The sequence below is a fragment of the Rhodanobacter thiooxydans genome (assembly GCF_030291135.1).
Lineage (GTDB): Bacteria > Pseudomonadota > Gammaproteobacteria > Xanthomonadales > Rhodanobacteraceae > Rhodanobacter > Rhodanobacter thiooxydans_A.
In genome coordinates this window covers 88,295-105,518 of sequence record NZ_CP127409.1, presented here as the reverse complement: position 1 = coordinate 105,518, position 17,224 = coordinate 88,295, and the positions used below count along the sequence as shown (strand labels likewise).

Here is a 17,224-nt window from a genome sequence, read left to right as displayed (position 1 = left end):
GCGACGCCAGAGAGGTCGCCCATCGATCCAGCGTCTCACGGCGTCTCCGCCGAGCTGCCAGGGCGGCACGACGGGTGGTTGCTGACCGGGCATTTTTTACAGCGCATTCACCCGACTGATTCCACTGTAGACAGACACCCCTGTGCGGGTGTCACGTCGGGAGCATCCCATGTCGTCGGAACAGCATGCCGGTCTGAGCCGGGAGTTCGTCGAGCAGCAACGGCTGCGACTGCTGGCGTTGCGCAGGCAGTTGCTGGGCGGCGAGGAAGACGACCTGGCTGGCAGGCGCGCGTTCCAGTTGCAGCACGGCGACGAGGCCGGGGAAGAAGAGGACGACGCGCAGGATCTGTCGCAGCAGGAAGTCGACCAGGCGCTGCACGACGTGGACGATCGCCGCGTGGCGAACATCGAACGTGCGCTGCAGAAAATCGGCGAGGGCAGTTACGGCCTGTCCGATCTCAGCGGCGAGCCGATCCCCAGGGCACGGCTGGAGACCACGCCCGAAGCCGTGCTCACCATGCAGGAAGAACGTGCCCGCGAAGCCCGCGGATAACCCGCCTATCGTCAACGCCCGAAACGAGTCCGCCATGACCATCCTTGCCGCCGGCACCACCGCGCCGGCATTCACCCTGCACTCCACCCCCGACCAGAGCGTGGCGTTGAAGGAATTTCGCGGCCGCAACGTGATCCTGGCGTTCTACCCCGCCGACTGGAGCCCGGTGTGCAGCGACCAGCTGGCGCTGTACAACGAATTGCTGGATGAGTTCGCCCGCCTCAACGCGCAGCTGCTGGCGATCTCGGTCGACGGCACGTGGAGCCATGCCGCGCTGGCGCGCGAGCGCAAGTTCCACTTTCCGCTGCTGTCCGACTTCGAGCCGAAGGGCGAGGTGGCGCGCGCCTATGGCGTCTATGACGCGAAGGCCGGGGTGGCCGGGCGCGCGCTGTTCGTGATCGACGGCGACGGCGTGATCCGCTGGAGCTACCTGTCGCCGATGGGCGTGAACCCCGGCGCCGCCGGCATCATCAAGGCGCTGGAAGCGTTGCCGTCGAACAACATCCAGAAGACGCTGCCCGCCGACGCCGCGCAGGAGGCTGCATGATGCTGCACGAGGATTCGATCCTGGCCGTGCCGGTCGCCGCGCACGACCATATCCAGGGCAACACGCACGCCGTGGTGACCCTGGTGGAGTACGGCGATTTCCAGTGCCCCGCCTGCGGCATGGCCTATCCGCTGGTGAAGCAGCTGCAGCACCGCTACGCCGGCAACCTGCGCTTCGTGTTCCGCCACTTCCCGCTGAGCCAGGCCCATCCCTACGCCCAGATGGCGGCCGAACTGGCCGAAGCCGCGGCGGTCGAGGGCCAGTTCTGGGCGATGCACGACTGGCTGTACGAGAACCAGGACGACTGGGCGCCCCGCGGCGGCGCTGGCCTGGAAGCCGGCGTGCGCGCCCTGGGCCTGGACGAGCAGGCGCTCGCCGCCACCCTGCGCAACCCCGACATCGACGCGCACATCCGCCGCGACTTCATGGGCGGCGTGCGCAGCGGCGTCAACGGCACGCCCAGCTTCTACGTCAACGGCTACCTGTACCAGGGCGACTTCGACGCGCTGGTACACAACATCGGCCGGGTGATCGCCCGGCAGGCGTGACCTTGCGCCGACTCCGGCCACCACGCCAGCATCGATCAGGTCATGCATGGAATGTCCGCTGCCATGAGGCAGCTTCCATCACACGCTCGAAACCGGGACACCCACAACCATGAACGCGAAACCGACACCTTCCGCCAAGCCATTGCCGGGCAATCTCCGTGACCTGCTGCCGCAGCTGGAGAAGTTGTACACCGACATCCACGCCCACCCGGAACTGTCGATGCAGGAAACCCGCACCGCGGGCCTGGCCGCCGACCACCTGCGCGCCGCCGGCTACGAAGTGACCACCGGCGTCGGCAAGACCGGCGTGGTCGGCCTGTTGCGCAACGGCGACGGACCCACCGTGATGCTGCGCGCCGACATGGACGCGCTGCCGGTCGAGGAAGCCACCGGCGCGCCTTACGCGAGCAAGGTCACGGCGGTCGACCACGAGGGCAAGACCGTGCCGGTGATGCATGCCTGCGGCCACGACATGCACGTCACCTGGCTGGTGGGCGCGACGACGTTGATGGCGCAGACGCGGGACAGCTGGCGCGGCACGCTGATGGCGGTGTTCCAGCCGGCGGAGGAAACGGCCGAAGGCGCCCAGGCGATGATCGACGACGGCCTGTTCAAGCGTTTCCCCAAACCCGACGCGGTGCTCGGCCAGCACGTGATGGTCGGCCCGGCCGGTGCGATCGGCGGGCGCAAGGGGGTGATCACCTCGGCCGCCGACAGCCTGCAGATTCGCCTGTTCGGGCGCGGTGCGCACGGCTCGATGCCGCAGGCCAGCATCGACCCGGTGGTGATGGCGGCGGCGACGGTGATGCGGCTACAGACCATCGTCGCGCGCGAGCTGGCGCCGACCGAGGCGGCGGTGCTCACCATCGGCTCGCTGCAGGCCGGCACCAAGGAAAACGTGATCCCCGACGAGGCGGTGATCAAGCTCAACGTGCGCACCTTCGACGAGGGCGTACGCAAGCGCGTACTCGCCGCGATCACCCGCATCGTCAACGCCGAGGCAGCGGCCTCGGGCGCGCCGAAGCCGCCGGAGATCACGCCGCTGGACAACTATTCGCTGGTCACCAACGACGACGCGGCAACCGCCACCGTGGTCGAGGCGTTCCGCCAGCACTTCCCGGCCGAGCGCATCCGGCAGACCGGGCCGACCTCGGCCAGCGAGGATTTCGGCTCGTTCGGCGCCGAATGGGGCGTGCCGTCGGTGTTCTGGTTCGTCGGCGGCACCGACCCCGACACCTACGCGAAAGCGAAGGCGGAGAACCAACTCAACGAGATCCCGACCAACCACAACCCGCGCTTCCTGCCGGTACTCCATCCGACCCTGGAGACCGGCGTGGAGACGCTGATGGTGGCCGCGCGGGCATGGCTGGCGGCAGCGCCCTGAACATGGAACACCCGACCGTAGCCACCCAGGTCGTGCTGCCTGTCCTGCTGGTCGTGCTGGACCTCGGCGGCACCTTCGTGTTCGCCATCAGCGGCGCGATGGTTGCCGTCCGGCATCGGCTCGATGTCTTCGGCGTGCTGGTGCTGGCGTTCGCGGCGGGCAACGCGGGTGGCATCACGCGCGACCTGTTGATCGGCGCAGTGCCGCCGGCGGCGATCGCCGACTGGAAGTATTCCGGCGTGTCCGCCCTGGCCGGGCTGGCCACCTTCTTCTGGTACCCGGCGGTGACGAAGAAGGTGGCCAACGACGTGCTGTGGTTCGACGCCTTGGGGCTGGCGTTCTTCGCGGTCGCCGGCGCGCAGAAGGCGCTGGCCCACGGGATCGACCCGACCATGGCGGCGCTGCTCGGCATGCTCACCGGCATCGGCGGCGGCATGCTGCGCGACGTGCTGGTGTCCGGCATCCCCACCGTGCTGCGCGCCGACCTGTATGCGCTGGCGGCGCTTGCCGGCGCCAGCGTGGTGGTGAGCGCCCACCTGCTGCACCTGCACCCGATGGTCGCCGCGGCGGCCGGCGGTGGCGTGTGCTTCGCGCTGCGCTTCATGGCGATCCGGCACGGCTGGCGCCTGCCCACGGCGCGGCCGGCGCCGACGCTGACAGCGGACACACCGCACCACCGGCACCACGACGAAGGGCACTGACATGGGAACCTGCGTATTGCTGTGCGGCCGGATGTTCGATGGCCTGGCCGACCGCCTGACCGGCCCGGTCGAGATCCTCGTGGAAGACGACCGCATTGCCGAGATCGGCCCCACCGTGGGCCGGCCGCCCGATGCGCAGACCATCGACCTGTCCGGGCGCACCGTAAGTCCCGGCTTCATCGACAGCCACGTCCACCTGACCATGGATGCCACCGACCTGGCGCGGCAGACGTTGACGTCGTCCGCGACCAAGGCGCTGAAGGGACTGAACATCGCCCGCGAATACATGCGCTACGGCTTCACCACGCTGCGCGACATGGGCTGCGTCGATCCGGACTTCCCCACCGTGGACCTGCGCAATGCGCTCGCCGCCGGTCTCGTCGAGGGGCCGCGGCTGATCGTCGCCGCGCACATCATCAGCTCGTCCGGCGGGCATGGCGACCTGCGCGGGTTCTACGGGCCGCGCTGGGACATCCCGGTTTCCGCCATCGCCGACGATGCGGGCGCAATCAAGGCGCTGGTGCGCCGCGAGCACACCTTCGGCAGCGACTGGATCAAGACCACCAATACCGGCGGCTACTTCAGCCCCGGCGACGACCCGGCCCGGGTGACGTGGTTCGACGACGAGATGAACCTGCTGGCCGCCACCGCGCGGCAACTGGGCATGCCGGTGGCGGTGCACACCGGCGCCGCCGACGGCTGCCGGCAGGCCATCCGCGCCGGCGCGCGCAGCCTGGAGCACGCCTACCTGATCGATGCCGAGGCGCTGGCGCTGGCGCAGGAAGCCGGCACCTACCTGGTGCCGACGATGCAGATGACCCAGGAAGACCTGCACGCCCTGCACGAGCACACCCTGCCATGCCAGGCGATCTGGAAGTTCAGCCGCGACAGCGGCTCGATCGTCGACTCGCAGCGGCTGATCGCACAGAGCGAGGTGAAAATCGCCTACGGCACCGATTGCGGCATGTTCCCCTTCAGCCACGGCATCCTCGAATTCCAGGCGATGGTGGCGGCGGGCCTCACGCCCGCGCGCGCGCTGAGAGCCGCCACCAGCGTCGCAGCCGAGCTGCTCGGCCAGGACGACATCGGCGTGCTCGCGGTCGGCAAGCACGCCGACATCGTGGCCATGCCCGGCGATCCGCTGGCCGACATCGGCGCCACCGCCCGGGTGGATTTCGTGATGAAGAGCGGCCGCGTCTATCGCCGCCCGGAGCCGGCAGCGGCGGCGAGCAGCTGAAGACTGGAACGCAACGGGCCGGCCACGGCGCGGGCACCGTCGGCGCTCAGCCGAACTGCACGCTCAGCATCGAGATCGAGCCGCCGTCCATGCCCTCGACCGGGAACGTCACGGTGTCACCCTCGTGGCTGGCACCGAGCACGTACAGCAGCGGCAGGTAATGATCCGGCGTGGGTACCGACAACTCCGCGTCGCGGCCCAGCGCTTCGTAATCGGTCAGTGCCTGGTGATCGCCGCGCAGCATCAGCTCGCGCGCCTTCGCCTCGAAGCGCAGTGCCCAGTCGAACGGTTCGGCCGGGTGCCGGCCCCAGGCATAGCTGTGCAGGTTGTGCACCACGTCGCCGCTGCCGATCAGCAGGATGCCCTCGTCGCGCAACGGCCGCAGCAGCCGGCCCAGGCCGTAGTGGAACGCCGACGGCTGCGACTCGTCGATGGACAGTTGCACCACCGGCACGTCGGCATCGGGATAAACGTGGCGCAGCACCGACCAGGTGCCGTGGTCCAGCCCCCACGACAGGTCCGCGCGTACCGGCAGCGGGTTCAGCAGTTCGCGCACGCGACGCACCAGCTCGTGGTCGCCGGGCGCGGGGTAGTTCACCTCGAACAGCTCGCGCGGGAAGCCGCCGAAATCGTGGATCGTGCGCGGCGCCGCCATCGCGGTCACCGCGGTGTCGGGCAGGTACCAGTGCGCCGACACCGACAGCACCGCGCGCGGCCGCGGCAGGCGCTGGCCGAGCGCCGCCCAGCCCTGCGTCCAGGCGTTGTCGTGCAGCGCGTTCATCGGATTGCCATGGCCGAAGAAGATCGTCGGCATCCGGGTCGCCGGGGTATCTCGCTCAGGCATCGGGAGCCCTCCACTCGTGACGGTTCACATCCACGTATTGCTGACATTCGCGGCGTTAGTCTGGCGTGATAGGCGGCGCGGCACCATGGGTCGTGAATGGACGGCCATTCGCACCGCACGCGTCGCGCCACTTCTGACCATCCCGCCGGTACAGACGAAACCGGCAATCAACCCGATGCAGCCACTGGGAGACAACCATGAATATCGCCTTGATCGGCGTCAGCGGCCGCGTCGGCTCGCGCCTGCTGGCGGAACTGCTGCGGCGCGGCCACCAGGTCACCGGCATCGCCCGCGACACCGGCACGGTGGCCCGCCAGCCGCAGCTGCTGCTCAAGCACGGCGACGCCAACCAGCCGGCGCAACTGGCACCGCTGCTGGCCGGCCACGACGCGGTGCTCAGCGCGCTGAAATTCGCCACGACCGACGCCGCATCGCTGATCGCCGCGGTAAAGCAGGCGGGAGTCAGCCGCCTGCTGGTGGTCGGCGGCGCGGCCACGCTGGAAGTGGCGCCGGGCCAGATCCTGCTGGACGACCCGGGCTTTCCCGCGGCCTATCGGCCCGAGGCCGAGGGCGGCCGCCGCTTCCTCGACGCCTTGCGCGGCGAGCACACGCTCGACTGGACCTTCCTGTCGCCGTCGGCCGAGCTCGTACCCGGCGAGCGCACCGGCAAGTTCCGGCTGGGCAGCGATCAGTTGCTCACCGACGCGAACGGCAAGAGCTGGATCTCGATGGAGGACTACGCGATCGCCCTCGTCGACGAACTGGAAGCGCCGAAGCACTCGCGGCAGCGTTTCACGGTGGGCTACTGATATTCACCAACATTCCGACCAGAGGACTCGCCCCATGAAGAAATCCGGCTCCAACAAGGCCTCCGCGCAGCGCCTGCAGCATGCCCCGCTGGCCACCCCCACCGACCTCGACGCCCGCGCCACCCGCGACGTGAGCGGCGCCATGAATGCGATCCTCGCCGACGTGTTCGCGCTGTACCTGAAGACCAAGAACTTCCACTGGCACATGAGCGGGCCGAATTTCCGCGACTACCACCTGCTGCTCGACGAGCAGGGCGACCAGCTGTTCGCAATGACCGACCCGATCGCCGAACGCATCCGCAAGATCGGCGGCAGTACGCTGCGTTCGATCGGCCACATCGCGCGGCTGCAGCGCGTCGACGACAACGACGCCGAGTACGTCGAACCGGCCGACATGCTGGCCGAGCTGCGCGAGGACAACAAGGCGCTGGCCGCGCGCCTGCGCGAGGCCCACGGCGTGTGCGACGAGCGCCACGACATCGCCACCGCCAGCCTGATCGAGGAATGGATCGACGAGACCGAGCGGCGCACCTGGTTCCTGTTCGAGACCAGCCGCCGCGGCGATTCCAGCGGGCACTGACTGCCGCGCATGTCGCCACACGCAGCGCCGGCCACCATCCCCTTCTTCACCATGGCGGGCGCAGCAAACCCGGCCTGCCATTGAGAGATCACCCGCCGCGGCGATTCCAGCGGCACCGCAGCACGTCACCCACGAGGAAGTTCCCATGACTACGTTCAAGGTCGGTTACATCGTCGGCAGCCTCGCCAAGGGCTCCATCAACCGCCTGCTGGCCAAGGCGCTGGTCCGGCTCGCACCGCCCACGTTGCAGCTGGTGGAGATCCCGATCCGCGACCTGCCGCTGTACAGCTACGACTACGATGCCGACTACCCGCCGGTGGCGCGCGCGTTCAAGCAGGCGATCGCCGGGGTCGACGCGATCCTGTTCGTCACCCCGGAATACAACCGCTCGATTCCCGGCGCGCTGAAGAACGCGATCGACTGGGCCAGCCGGCCATGGGGCAAGAACTCGTTCGCGCGCAAACCGTCCGGCGTGATCGGCACCTCGCCCGGCTCGATCGGCACCGCGGTCGCCCAGCAGCAGCTGCGCGGCGTGCTGTGCTTCTGCAATTCGCCGCTGATGAACACGATCGAGGCGTACATCCAGTTCAGCCCCGGCCTGATCGCCGAAGACGGTACGGTCAGCAACGACTCCACCGCCGAGTTCCTGAGCAACTACATGAAGGAGTTGCACGTCTTCATCGAGCGCGTGCTCACCGTACTGCCCAGGGAAGACTAGGCCGTCGCCATCGTTGCCGCCGGAACCGGCGGCAACGACGCTGGACCAGTGCAGCGACGACGGCGGGGAAGTCCATGGCCTCCATATCCTCCACGCGCCTGAGCGTGTATGCCGCGCTGGCGGGCAATCTGCTGGTCGCCCTCACCAAGACCGCCGCCGCGATCGGCACCGGCAGTTCGGCGATGCTCAGCGAGGCCGTCCATTCGTTCGTCGACAGCGGCAACGAACTGTTACTGCTGCACGGCATGCGCCGCTCGACGCAGCAAGCCGACCTGGAGCACCCACTAGGCTACGGTCGCGAGCTGTACTTCTGGAGTTTCATCGTCGCGCTGATGGTGTTCGCGCTGGGCGCGGGCGTGTCGATCTACCAGGGCGTCGTCCACGTCCGCCAGCCGCAGCCGATCAGCCGCCCGCTGGTGAGCTACGTGGTGTTCGGCCTGTGCTTCGTGTTCGAGGGCGCGTCGTGGCTGATCTCGCTGCGCCAGTTCAAGGCGGCCAAGGGACCGCTTGGTTACTACGAGGCCTTTCTGTGCAGCAAGGACCCGCCATCCTTCATGGTGCTGTTCGAGGACAGCGCGGCCCTGCTGGGCATCGCGATCGCCACCCTCGGCACGTTTGCCGCCACCACGCTCGATGCGCCGGTTTTCGATGGCGTCGCCTCGATCCTGATCGGTCTGGTGCTCGCCGTCGTCGCCGCCCTGCTGGCGCGCGAAAGCAAGAGCCTGCTGATCGGCGAGCGGGCCGATCGCCGGCTCGGCGCGTCGATCATGCGCATGGCGGGCGAACACGACGCGATCGCCCGCGCCAACGGGCTGATCACGGTGCAGCTTGCGCCGAATCAGGTCGTCGTCGCGCTCAGCCTGACGTTCCTCGACGACGTGCGCGCGTCCGTGATCGAGGAGCTGGTGCACCGGCTCGAACTCGATATCCGCCGCCGCCATCCGGAAGTGGTCGCCCTGTTCGTGAAGCCGCAAACCGCCGAGGCCTACGCGGCGTCCGTGCATCGACGCTTCGGCGGCGGCATGGACGAGTAGCCCGCATCGCGTGCAAAGCGGCGCCGGATCAGTGGAAAACCAGGCGCGCCCCCAGCATCCAGGTGCGGCCAGGGCCAGGTTCGAAATAGCGCCCGTTGCTGTCGTTGACGATCACCGAGCCGATGTAGCGGCGGTTGCCGAGGTTGTCCACGCGGGCGCTGAGCTGCAGTCGCGTGTCCTTGCCCAAGGCAAAGGTGTAGCCGGCGTCGACACCCAGCAAGCCATAGCCGGCCGCACGATCGGTGCCGGTGTCGTTGACGCTGACCGCACCCACGCCGGTCAGGTCCAGGCTTTCATGCCAGCCCAGCTCGCCGCCGTGCCGGATGCGCAAGGAACCATAGTTTTCGGGCACGCCCGGCATGCGGGTACCCGCGGCCACCGGCGTGCTGACCGCGGTGCAGGGTGTGGCCCGGCAGGCGAGGAACGCACTGCGGAAACGTGCCTGCAGGCGGGTGAAGCCGGCGCTGATCTGCCAGTCGTCGGCAAGCTGCCCGGTCAGGGACGACTCGACGCCCTGGCGCCGCGTGTCGCCGACATTCTGGTAGGTGGAACGGCCGCCCTGGCTGGTCCTGACCGCCAGCTCGTCGCGCGTATCGGCGCGGAACACCGCCGTGTCGAAGGCCAGTGCACGCGTGACCTGCCACTTGGCACCCAGCTCCAGGTTGCGGCTGCGTGCCGGACGCAGGTCGAAGGCCAGGCCAGGCCGGTCATCGCTGCGGTAGCCGAGTTCGTTGAAGCTCGGCGTTTCGAAACCCTTGCCGTAGCTGGCGTAGAGCCGCAGGTCGTCGCTGGGCCGGAAGCCCAGCCCGAGCACCGGCGTGGTGGCCGTGTAGTTCACCCCGCCGCTGTCGTCCGGATTGGTCGCCGTGACGTAGTGGTCGCGTGCGCGGAAGCGCACGTCGTCATGTCGCATGCCGAGCAGCAGCGACCATCGTTCGGCGAAGTGCCAGTACCACTGCGCGTACTCGTCGACGCTGTCGACATTGTCGTCCTCGTTCCGGCGCAACGCGCCGGTCACCCCCAGCGTGTCACCGACGAAGTTCTCGTAGCCGCGGCGATGCTGCCATTGCCCGTCGGCACTCACGCCCAGCACGAACTCGACGTCGCGACCGGCCAGCTGGCCAGTGCGGGTCCAGCGCGCGTCGAGGCCGCCGTAGTCGGTATCCAGCGCCACCACGCCGCCCGCCGACAACGGGCTTCGCTGGGCGCTCACCGGGATCGACTGGTACTGCGCGATGTTGCGCTGGCCGAAGTAGCCCATCACCCGCACCTGGTCGTCGCCGTCCAGCGGCTGCTCGTAGATGGCGCCCAGCTGGTTCTGCTCGATGCGCTTGCGCGTGTCGTACTGGATGGCGACCGCGGCGACCTGTCGCGGATCGACGTCGACCTGCGCGCGAGTGAGGCCGAGCGGATCCTGCGACACCGGCTGGTTCAGGCGGTTCGCCACGATGGTGAGCTTCTTCCCGTCGCCCAGGTCCACCCCGAATCGGGCGTTGTCCGATTCGCGGCGCACCCGGCTGTGCCGCCGATAGCCGCCGGAAAGGAACAGCGAGCCGGCGACGTTGTAGTCGACCGGCCCCAGCGTGCCGCGCGTGTCGACGCTGGTGCGGAAGGTGTCGTGGCTGCCGGCGTTCACGCCCAGCGTGGTCACCGGCACCGGCGTGCCTTCCGCGCTCCACAGCTGCACCACACCGCCGGCGGCATTGCCGTAGAGCACCGAGAACGGGCCGCGCAGTACCTCGACGCGGTCGGCCGAATCGAAGTTGAAGTGCGAGACCTGGCCCTGCCCGTCCGGCAAGGTCGCCGGGATGCCGTCCACATACAGGCGGATGCTGCGCACGCCGAAAGTTGCGCGCGAACCGAAGCCGCGGATCGAGATCTGCACGTCCTGCGCATAGTTCTGCCGGTCACGCGCAAGGATGCCCGGCACGCCGACCAGCGACTCGGAAAGGTTCACGCCCGGCTGGCCGGATGCGGCGGGATCGATCTGCACCATGCTGAGCGCGGCGGGCAGGTCGAACGGGGGAATGTCCATGCGGATCGCAGTGACCTGCACCGCGGGCAAGGTCGGCGGCGCCGTACGGGCCGGGTCAACCCTCGCCGGCACGGGCTCTTGGGCGACAACCCGTTGCTGGGCGAACCCCAGGCAAAGCAGGATCGCGACGACCGGCCAGCGGACCGCAACTCTGCCAGCGGGGGCACGATCGGACGAACCGCCACCCGGCCCGGAACCGCCCCCGGGCAAAGCCGACGCGACGAAAGCCGGGGCGGAATAATCGAGGACACGCGGACACATGCCACCAGTGTGTCACGAAGCTCCGACGGCAAGGCGTGTCACGAACGCGTCACGCTGTTACTCCCAATATCCCGAGCGGCGGGCCACGATTTCCGGTGTTGCCGGAGGCCCGGAAGTGTGGGTGGGGGGACCGGCAGAGCGCCCGATGGCCGCCCCTCCACCGGCTCCTGCGCAGATCGTTCTCGCCGCCCATAGCATCCTTCCCGCAGAGGTAGCTGCCCGTGAACTCGCGCGTCGCACCGCATCGCTCCACCCTGGCCAACGCCATCTATGGCCTGCTCAACCCCCTTCCGTTCGGCTTCTTTGTCGCCGCGCTGATTTTCGACATCCTCTATATGCGGACCGCCGGCGTGTTGTGGAACAAGGGCGCCGCCTGGCTGATCGTGTTCGGCCTGCTGCTCGCGATCATCCCGCGCCTCGTCAACCTCGCCCAGGTCTGGATCACCTCGCGATATATCGCCCGACCTGCGGACAAGCTGGACTTCTGGCTCAACCTGTTTGCCATCGTCGCGGCGATCTTCAATGCGTTCGTGCACAGCCGCGACGCCTACGCAGTGGTTCCCACCGGCGTATGGCTCTCGGTATGCACGGTCATCCTGCTGGCCATCGCCCACCTCGTGATGGCCGTGCAGCACTCTGCAGCGAAGGAGTACATCCATGAATAAGATCGTCCTTCGCAGTGTGCTGGCATTGGTCTTCGGGGTGATTCTGGCGGCATGCAGCGGGAAGGCGTCGTATCAACCCGCGCAGCAGTCGGGCGACGCCCCGCCGCTGCCCGGCGCCCGCAACTTCCTGGTCCCGCCGATGCAGGTTCCCCGCTATGCCGGCTGGCAGCAGGGCCAGGCGCCGAAGGTGGCGGCCGGGCTCAGGATCGAAAAGATCGCCAGCGGACTCATGCACCCGCGCCAGCTTTACACCCTCCCCAACGGCGACATCCTGGTAGTGGAATCCAACGGCCCCGGCTCCGAGCCGGTGACCACGCCGAAGCAGCTGATCGCCAACAAGGTCAAGAACCTCTCGGGCAAGGGTGCGAAAGGCGGCAACCGGATCACCCTGCTGCGCCACACCGGCAACGCCGGTGGCGAGTGGGAGAAGCACGTCTTCATCGAGCACCTGCACTCGCCGTTCGGCGTGGCGCTGATCGGCGACACTCTGTACGTGGCCAACACCGACGCGATCGTGAAGTTCCCGTACGTCACCGGCGAAACGCAGATCACCACACCCGGCGTGGAATTCACCGACCTGCCGGCCACCATCAACCACCACTGGACCAAGGCACTGGTGGCCAGCCCGGACGGCCGCAAGCTGTACGTCGGCGTCGGTTCCAACAGCAACATCACCGAGAACGGCATCGACCAGGAATACCGGCGCGCGAACGTGCTGGAGGTGGACGTGGCCAGCGCCAGCAGTCGCATCTACGCCTCAGGCATCCGCAACCCGACCGGGCTGCAGATCGAGCCGCATACGGGCAAGCTCTGGGCGATCGTCAACGAGCGCGACGAGATCGGCGCGGACCTGGTGCCTGACTACCTGACCTCGGTGAAGGAAGGTGGCTTCTACGGCTGGCCGTACAGCTACTACGGCCAGCACGTGGACAGCCGCGTCATGCCGCAGCGGCCCGACCTGGTGGCGAAGGCGATCAAGCCCGACTATGCGCTGGGCTCGCACGTCGCCGCGCTCGGGCTGCTGTTCTCGGACAGCAACGCGCTGCCGGAGAAGTATCACAACGGGGCCTTCGTCAGCGAGCATGGCAGCTGGGACCGCTCGCCACTGAGCGGCTACGCCGTCGTCCATGTCGCGTTCGTGGACGGCAAGCCGACCGGCGTGCCCGAACCGCTCGTCACCGGCTTTTACTCGGACGACGAATCGCAGCTGTACGGTGCACCGGTCGGGTTGGCGCAGGACAAGGACGGCGCACTGCTGATCGCAGACGATGTGGGCGACGCGGTCTGGCGCGTCACCGCTGCCTCGCCCTGAACACCGGCGCGGAGCCAGCCGGTCAGTGACTGGCCCCACACTGATGACCTCGCCACTCGCGTGGCCGGCGAACGCCGGCCACGCCTCATGACGACAGACCAACGGCTCCGCCCGCGGCACCACGTTGTATGCCGCGCGGTCGGCGATGCTCGCCCGGCTCGACGCGATCGATGGAAGGATCGACGCCGTCGTGGGCCATCACGCTGCGAGGTGGAGATACCGCAAGATTTTCCGGTCAGCATGGCTGCGGCGATGCTGCAGAAAATCCGGCAATGCCTTTACTTTTCGTGAGGCGCCAACCACGCGCCGAGGCTTTCGCCGGCCCGGATTTTTCACGTTGTGTTGAGCCCGCAGCAGAGTAGCGTTGCCGAGTCCGGCAAGTTGCCGGGCAGGGGCATCAACCTGGGGGAACATCATGACGACGAACCCGCCCGAGAGCATCGACGCCCGGTGCGATACCCCTGCCGATCCTGCGCGGCGGCGCCTGCTGGCTGGCCTGCTCACCGCCTACACCGCCTCGCTGATCCCCTGGGCGCTGGCGCAACCGGCGCCGCGCGCCGACCTCGGCGCGTTTACCGCGCTGTCGGCAATCCTGGTGGGTCGGCAGGCGCTGGATGCTGCGCAGGCGACACGCCTGCACGACGCCCTCGCCGCCGCCCATCCGAACTTTTCGGCCGACGTGCAGGCGCTGCTGGCCCTGATCAACGAACGCCACATCGACCCGCTGCAATTGCAGGGCGTGCTGGACGGCGAGCACTCGTCGCTGGCGCCGTTGCCGCGCCAGATCATGAGTGCCTGGATGCTGGGCGTGATCGGCAACGGCGAAGGCGCGCGCTGCGTCGCCTACGAGACCGCACTCAACGCGGTGATCGTGGCCGACGTGCTGAAGCCGCCGACCTATGCCTACGGCAGCTATGGCAGCTGGACCGGCAAACCCGTCTGAAGGAGTGGCAGCGCATGTCCGCACAGCAGTCGGCTGACATCGTGGTGATCGGCTCGGGCATCGTCGGCGCGCTGGCCGCGCGCCGGCTGGCGCAGCAGGGCGCCTCGGTGCTGATCCTGGAAGCGGGACCGCGGCTGGAACGCGCCCGCATCGTCGCCGCGTTCCGCAACTCGCCGCTGAAAGGCAACTGGATGGCGCCGTACCCGCCGTCGCCGTGGGCGCCGCATCCGATCTACGTGCCCAAGGACAACGGCTACCTGAAACAGGCCGGTCCGTATGCCTACCCGGCCGAGTACATCCGCGCGGTGGGCGGTACCACCTGGCACTGGGCCGCGCAGGCGTGGCGGCTGGTACCGAACGACGTGCGCATCAAGAGCCTGTACGGCGTGGGCGTGGACTGGCCGCTGAGCTACGAGGAACTCGACCCGTGGTACCAGGAGGCGGAGGAAATCCTCGGCGTGGCCGGCGCGGACAACACCGGCTCGCCGCGCCAGCATCCGTTCCCGATGGAGCCGGTGGCCGAACCGTGGTCGATGCGCCGCTTCCGTGAACGACTGGCACCGACGTACCCGGTGGTCGCCAACACGGTGGCGCGCAACAGCCGCAGCTATGGCGGACGACCGGCCTGCGTGGGCAACAACAGCTGCCAGCCGATCTGCCCGGTCAACGCGCAGTACCTGGGCATCAACGCGGTGGAAGCGGCCGAGGCGGCGGGCGCGAAGGTGCTGCCCAACGCGGTGGTCTACCGCATCGAGCACGATACGAAGGGCAGCATTGCCGCGGTGCACTACTACGCGCCGGACAAGAGCGAACACCGCGTCACCGGCAAGACCTTCATCCTCGCCGCGAACGGCATCGAGAGCCCGAAACTGTTGTTGCTGTCGGCCAGCAGCAAGTACCCGAACGGGCTGGCCAACAGCTCCGGCATGGTCGGCCGCCACCTGATGGACCACCCCAGCACCTCGCTCACCTTCTACGCCGACGAGGAACTGTGGCTGGGCCGCGGCCCGCAGAGTCCCAGTTCGATCAACACGCTGCGCGACGGCGCATTCCGCAGCCAGCACGCGCCGTACCGGCTGGATTTCACCAACATCTCGCAGGTGTATGGCGTCACCAACGACCTGATCAAGGAAGGTGTGTACGGCGCGGAGTTCGCCAGGCAGCTGCGCTGGCGCGCCGCGCGGCAGGTCAACGTGAAGAACGTGCTGGAGGTGCTGCCCAACCCCGACAACCGCATCGCGCTCAGCTCGGAGAAGGACGCCATGGGCATCCCGAAACCGGAGGCGCACTATGCGATCGACGACTACACGCGCCGCGCCGCGGAAGTGTCCAAGGCCGACTTTGCCCGCATCGCCGAGCTGATGGGCGGTACCGGCCTGCGCTACAGCGCGGAAGGCCAGTTTGCCAACAACCAGCACATCACCGGCACGATGAGCATGGGCAACGATCCGGCCAGCTCGGTGGTCGACGCGTTCGGCCGCACGCACGACCACGAGAACCTGTTCGTCTGCAGCACCGGCGTGATGCCCACCGCGGCCACGATGAACTCCACGCTCACCGCGGTGGCGCTGGCGCTGCGCACCGCCGAGCACATCCTGCCGGCGAAACAGGCGCGCGCGGCCACGGCGCACACCGGCCACGAGGCGGACCTGGCATGAACGCGCTGATCCGCTGCATCCCGCTGCTCGCCCTGCTCGGCCTGCTCGTCGCCACGCCTGCCAGCGCCGCCGACAACGCCGACGCCGCCCTGCTGCAACGTGGCCAGTACCTGGCCACCGCGGGCGACTGCGCGGCCTGCCATACCGTGCTCGGCGGCCAGCCGTACGCCGGCGGGCTGACGGTGCCCACGCCGGTCGGCAACATCATCAGCACCAACATCACGCCGTCGACCGGCGCCGGCATCGGCCACTACAGCGAGGCGCAGTTCCGCGACGCCGTGCGCAAGGGCATCCGCGCCGACGGCGCCCACCTGTACCCGGCGATGCCGTACACCGCCTACGCGCAGCTCACCGACGACGACGTGCACGCGCTGTACGCGTACTTCATGCACGGCGTGGCGCCGGTGGACAGCAAACCGGCGCCGACCCGGCTGCCATTCCCGTTCAACATCCGCCTGTCGATGGCGGCGTGGAACCTGCTGTTCCTAGACCGCCAGCCGTTCACACCCGACCCGGCCGAGAGCGCTGTGTGGAATCGCGGCGCCTACCTGGTACGCGGGCTGGCCCACTGCAGCACCTGCCACACGCCACGCAACCTGCTGATGGCCGAACGCCCGTCGCAGGCATTGGCCGGTGGCATGGTCGGCAGCTGGCACGCGCCGAACATCACGTCCGATGCGAACAGCGGCATCGGCAACTGGAGCGAACAGGAGCTGGTCGACTACCTGCGGCTCGGCCATGCCCGCGGCAAGGCGCAGGCAGCCGGGCCGATGGCCGAGGCGGTCGAGCACAGCCTGCAGCATCTCGAACCGACGGACCTGCAGGCGATCGCCACCTACCTGAAGACAGTCCCCGCGCAACACGACCCGGCCGACACCCGGCCCGTCGACGGCTGGGGCGCAGCGTTCGACGGGATCGCCGACCAGCGCGGCACCGCCCTGCCCGACGACGCGGAGCAGTGGAGTGGCGCGCAGCTCTACGACGCGCACTGCGCCAGCTGCCACCAGGCCAGCGGTGAAGGCAGCTTCGACGGCGGCCTGCCGCCGCTGTTCCACAACACCGCCACCGGCCGCGCCGACACCGCCAACCTGGTGCTGGTGATCCTCGACGGCATCCGCTGGCAGACCGGCGACTCCGGCGTGCGCATGCCGGGCTTCGCGCACGCGCTGTCCGATCAGCAGGTCGCCACCCTCGGCAATTACCTGACGCTGCGTTATGGCAACCCCGCCGCACGGATCACCGCAACACAGGTCGCCAATCTGCGCAGCGGCGGCGCGCCATCGCACCTGGTCGCCCTGGTACGGCTGGCGATGCTGGCGGTGCTGCTGCTCCTTGCCATCATCGTTCTGTGGCTCCGGCGCAAACGGCGCCGGCCTTCCTCCGGCCAGGCCTGAC

General features: G+C 68.6%; 17 protein-coding genes. 15 read left to right on the top strand and 2 right to left on the bottom strand.

Features of this window, described 5'->3' with window-relative positions; all coding sequences use genetic code 11:
* Positions 1-169: 169 nt before the first annotated feature.
* The 6 genes from QQA13_RS00465 (at position 170) to QQA13_RS00440 (ending at position 4,970) form a co-directional block, all read left to right on the top strand.
* Positions 170-553, top strand: a complete 384-nt coding sequence (locus QQA13_RS00465) for a TraR/DksA family transcriptional regulator (protein WP_108472221.1) — start codon at positions 170-172, stop codon at positions 551-553.
* Positions 554-587: 34 nt separating this feature from the next.
* Complete coding sequence (locus QQA13_RS00460; protein ID WP_108472222.1) at positions 588-1,100, top strand: redoxin domain-containing protein; 513 nt, start codon at positions 588-590, stop codon at positions 1,098-1,100.
* Positions 1,097-1,648: a DsbA family protein gene (locus QQA13_RS00455; protein WP_234411357.1), complete on the top strand. Its 552-nt coding sequence runs from the start codon at positions 1,097-1,099 to the stop codon at positions 1,646-1,648. The genes QQA13_RS00460 and QQA13_RS00455 overlap by 4 nt, the downstream gene beginning before the upstream one ends.
* A gap of 109 nt (positions 1,649-1,757) precedes the next feature.
* Positions 1,758-3,032, top strand: a complete 1,275-nt coding sequence (locus QQA13_RS00450; RefSeq protein WP_108472223.1) for a M20 family metallopeptidase — start codon at positions 1,758-1,760, stop codon at positions 3,030-3,032.
* A 35-nt stretch (positions 3,033-3,067) separates the two neighbouring features.
* Entirely contained in the window at positions 3,068-3,733 is a 666-nt protein-coding gene (locus tag QQA13_RS00445) for a trimeric intracellular cation channel family protein (protein WP_428992342.1), read from the top strand.
* A 1-nt stretch (position 3,734) separates the two neighbouring features.
* Positions 3,735-4,970 carry a metal-dependent hydrolase family protein gene (locus QQA13_RS00440; RefSeq protein ID WP_108472224.1) on the top strand — a complete coding sequence of 412 codons (1,236 nt, stop codon included), beginning with the start codon at positions 3,735-3,737 and terminating at the stop codon, positions 4,968-4,970.
* A gap of 46 nt (positions 4,971-5,016) precedes the next feature.
* Here the strand turns inward: QQA13_RS00440 and ygiD are convergent, their stop codons facing one another.
* Positions 5,017-5,814, bottom strand: a complete 798-nt coding sequence (gene ygiD / locus QQA13_RS00435; RefSeq protein ID WP_234411358.1) for a 4,5-DOPA dioxygenase extradiol — start codon at positions 5,812-5,814, stop codon at positions 5,017-5,019.
* A 197-nt stretch (positions 5,815-6,011) separates the two neighbouring features.
* Here ygiD and QQA13_RS00430 point away from each other — a divergent pair, with 197 nt between their 5' ends.
* From QQA13_RS00430 to QQA13_RS00415, 4 genes are all read left to right on the top strand, one after another.
* Entirely contained in the window at positions 6,012-6,623 is a 612-nt protein-coding gene (locus QQA13_RS00430; RefSeq protein WP_108472226.1) for an NAD(P)-dependent oxidoreductase, read from the top strand.
* A gap of 34 nt (positions 6,624-6,657) precedes the next feature.
* Complete coding sequence (locus QQA13_RS00425) at positions 6,658-7,203, top strand: Dps family protein (RefSeq protein ID WP_108472227.1); 546 nt, start codon at positions 6,658-6,660, stop codon at positions 7,201-7,203.
* Between the two features lie 145 nt (positions 7,204-7,348).
* Positions 7,349-7,921, top strand: a complete 573-nt coding sequence (locus QQA13_RS00420) for an NADPH-dependent FMN reductase (RefSeq protein WP_108472228.1) — start codon at positions 7,349-7,351, stop codon at positions 7,919-7,921.
* 74 nt (positions 7,922-7,995) lie between these two features.
* Positions 7,996-8,955 carry a cation diffusion facilitator family transporter gene (locus QQA13_RS00415; RefSeq protein WP_108472229.1) on the top strand — a complete coding sequence of 320 codons (960 nt, stop codon included), beginning with the start codon at positions 7,996-7,998 and terminating at the stop codon, positions 8,953-8,955.
* Between the two features lie 28 nt (positions 8,956-8,983).
* On the opposite strand, the gene QQA13_RS00410 is transcribed toward QQA13_RS00415, so the two are convergent.
* A complete protein-coding gene (locus QQA13_RS00410; protein WP_108472275.1) occupies positions 8,984-10,990 on the bottom strand; it encodes a TonB-dependent receptor family protein in 2,007 nt (668 codons plus the stop codon).
* Positions 10,991-11,472: 482 nt separating this feature from the next.
* On the opposite strand from QQA13_RS00410, the gene QQA13_RS00405 reads away from it, so the two are divergent.
* The 5 genes from QQA13_RS00405 (at position 11,473) to QQA13_RS00385 (ending at position 17,223) form a co-directional block, all read left to right on the top strand.
* On the top strand, positions 11,473-11,916 hold the full coding sequence (locus tag QQA13_RS00405; protein ID WP_108472230.1) for a DUF2231 domain-containing protein: 444 nt from the start codon (positions 11,473-11,475) through the stop codon (positions 11,914-11,916).
* On the top strand, positions 11,909-13,228 hold the full coding sequence (locus QQA13_RS00400; RefSeq protein ID WP_108472231.1) for a PQQ-dependent sugar dehydrogenase: 1,320 nt from the start codon (positions 11,909-11,911) through the stop codon (positions 13,226-13,228). The genes QQA13_RS00405 and QQA13_RS00400 overlap by 8 nt, the downstream gene beginning before the upstream one ends.
* A gap of 415 nt (positions 13,229-13,643) precedes the next feature.
* Entirely contained in the window at positions 13,644-14,171 is a 528-nt protein-coding gene (locus tag QQA13_RS00395) for a sugar dehydrogenase complex small subunit (RefSeq protein ID WP_108472232.1), read from the top strand.
* 14 nt (positions 14,172-14,185) lie between these two features.
* Positions 14,186-15,829 carry a GMC family oxidoreductase gene (locus QQA13_RS00390; RefSeq protein ID WP_108472233.1) on the top strand — a complete coding sequence of 548 codons (1,644 nt, stop codon included), beginning with the start codon at positions 14,186-14,188 and terminating at the stop codon, positions 15,827-15,829.
* Positions 15,826-17,223 (top strand): cytochrome c, encoded by a 1,398-nt coding sequence (locus QQA13_RS00385; RefSeq protein ID WP_108472234.1) that lies wholly within the window; start codon positions 15,826-15,828, stop codon positions 17,221-17,223. The genes QQA13_RS00390 and QQA13_RS00385 overlap by 4 nt, the downstream gene beginning before the upstream one ends.
* Position 17,224 lies beyond the last annotated feature (1 nt).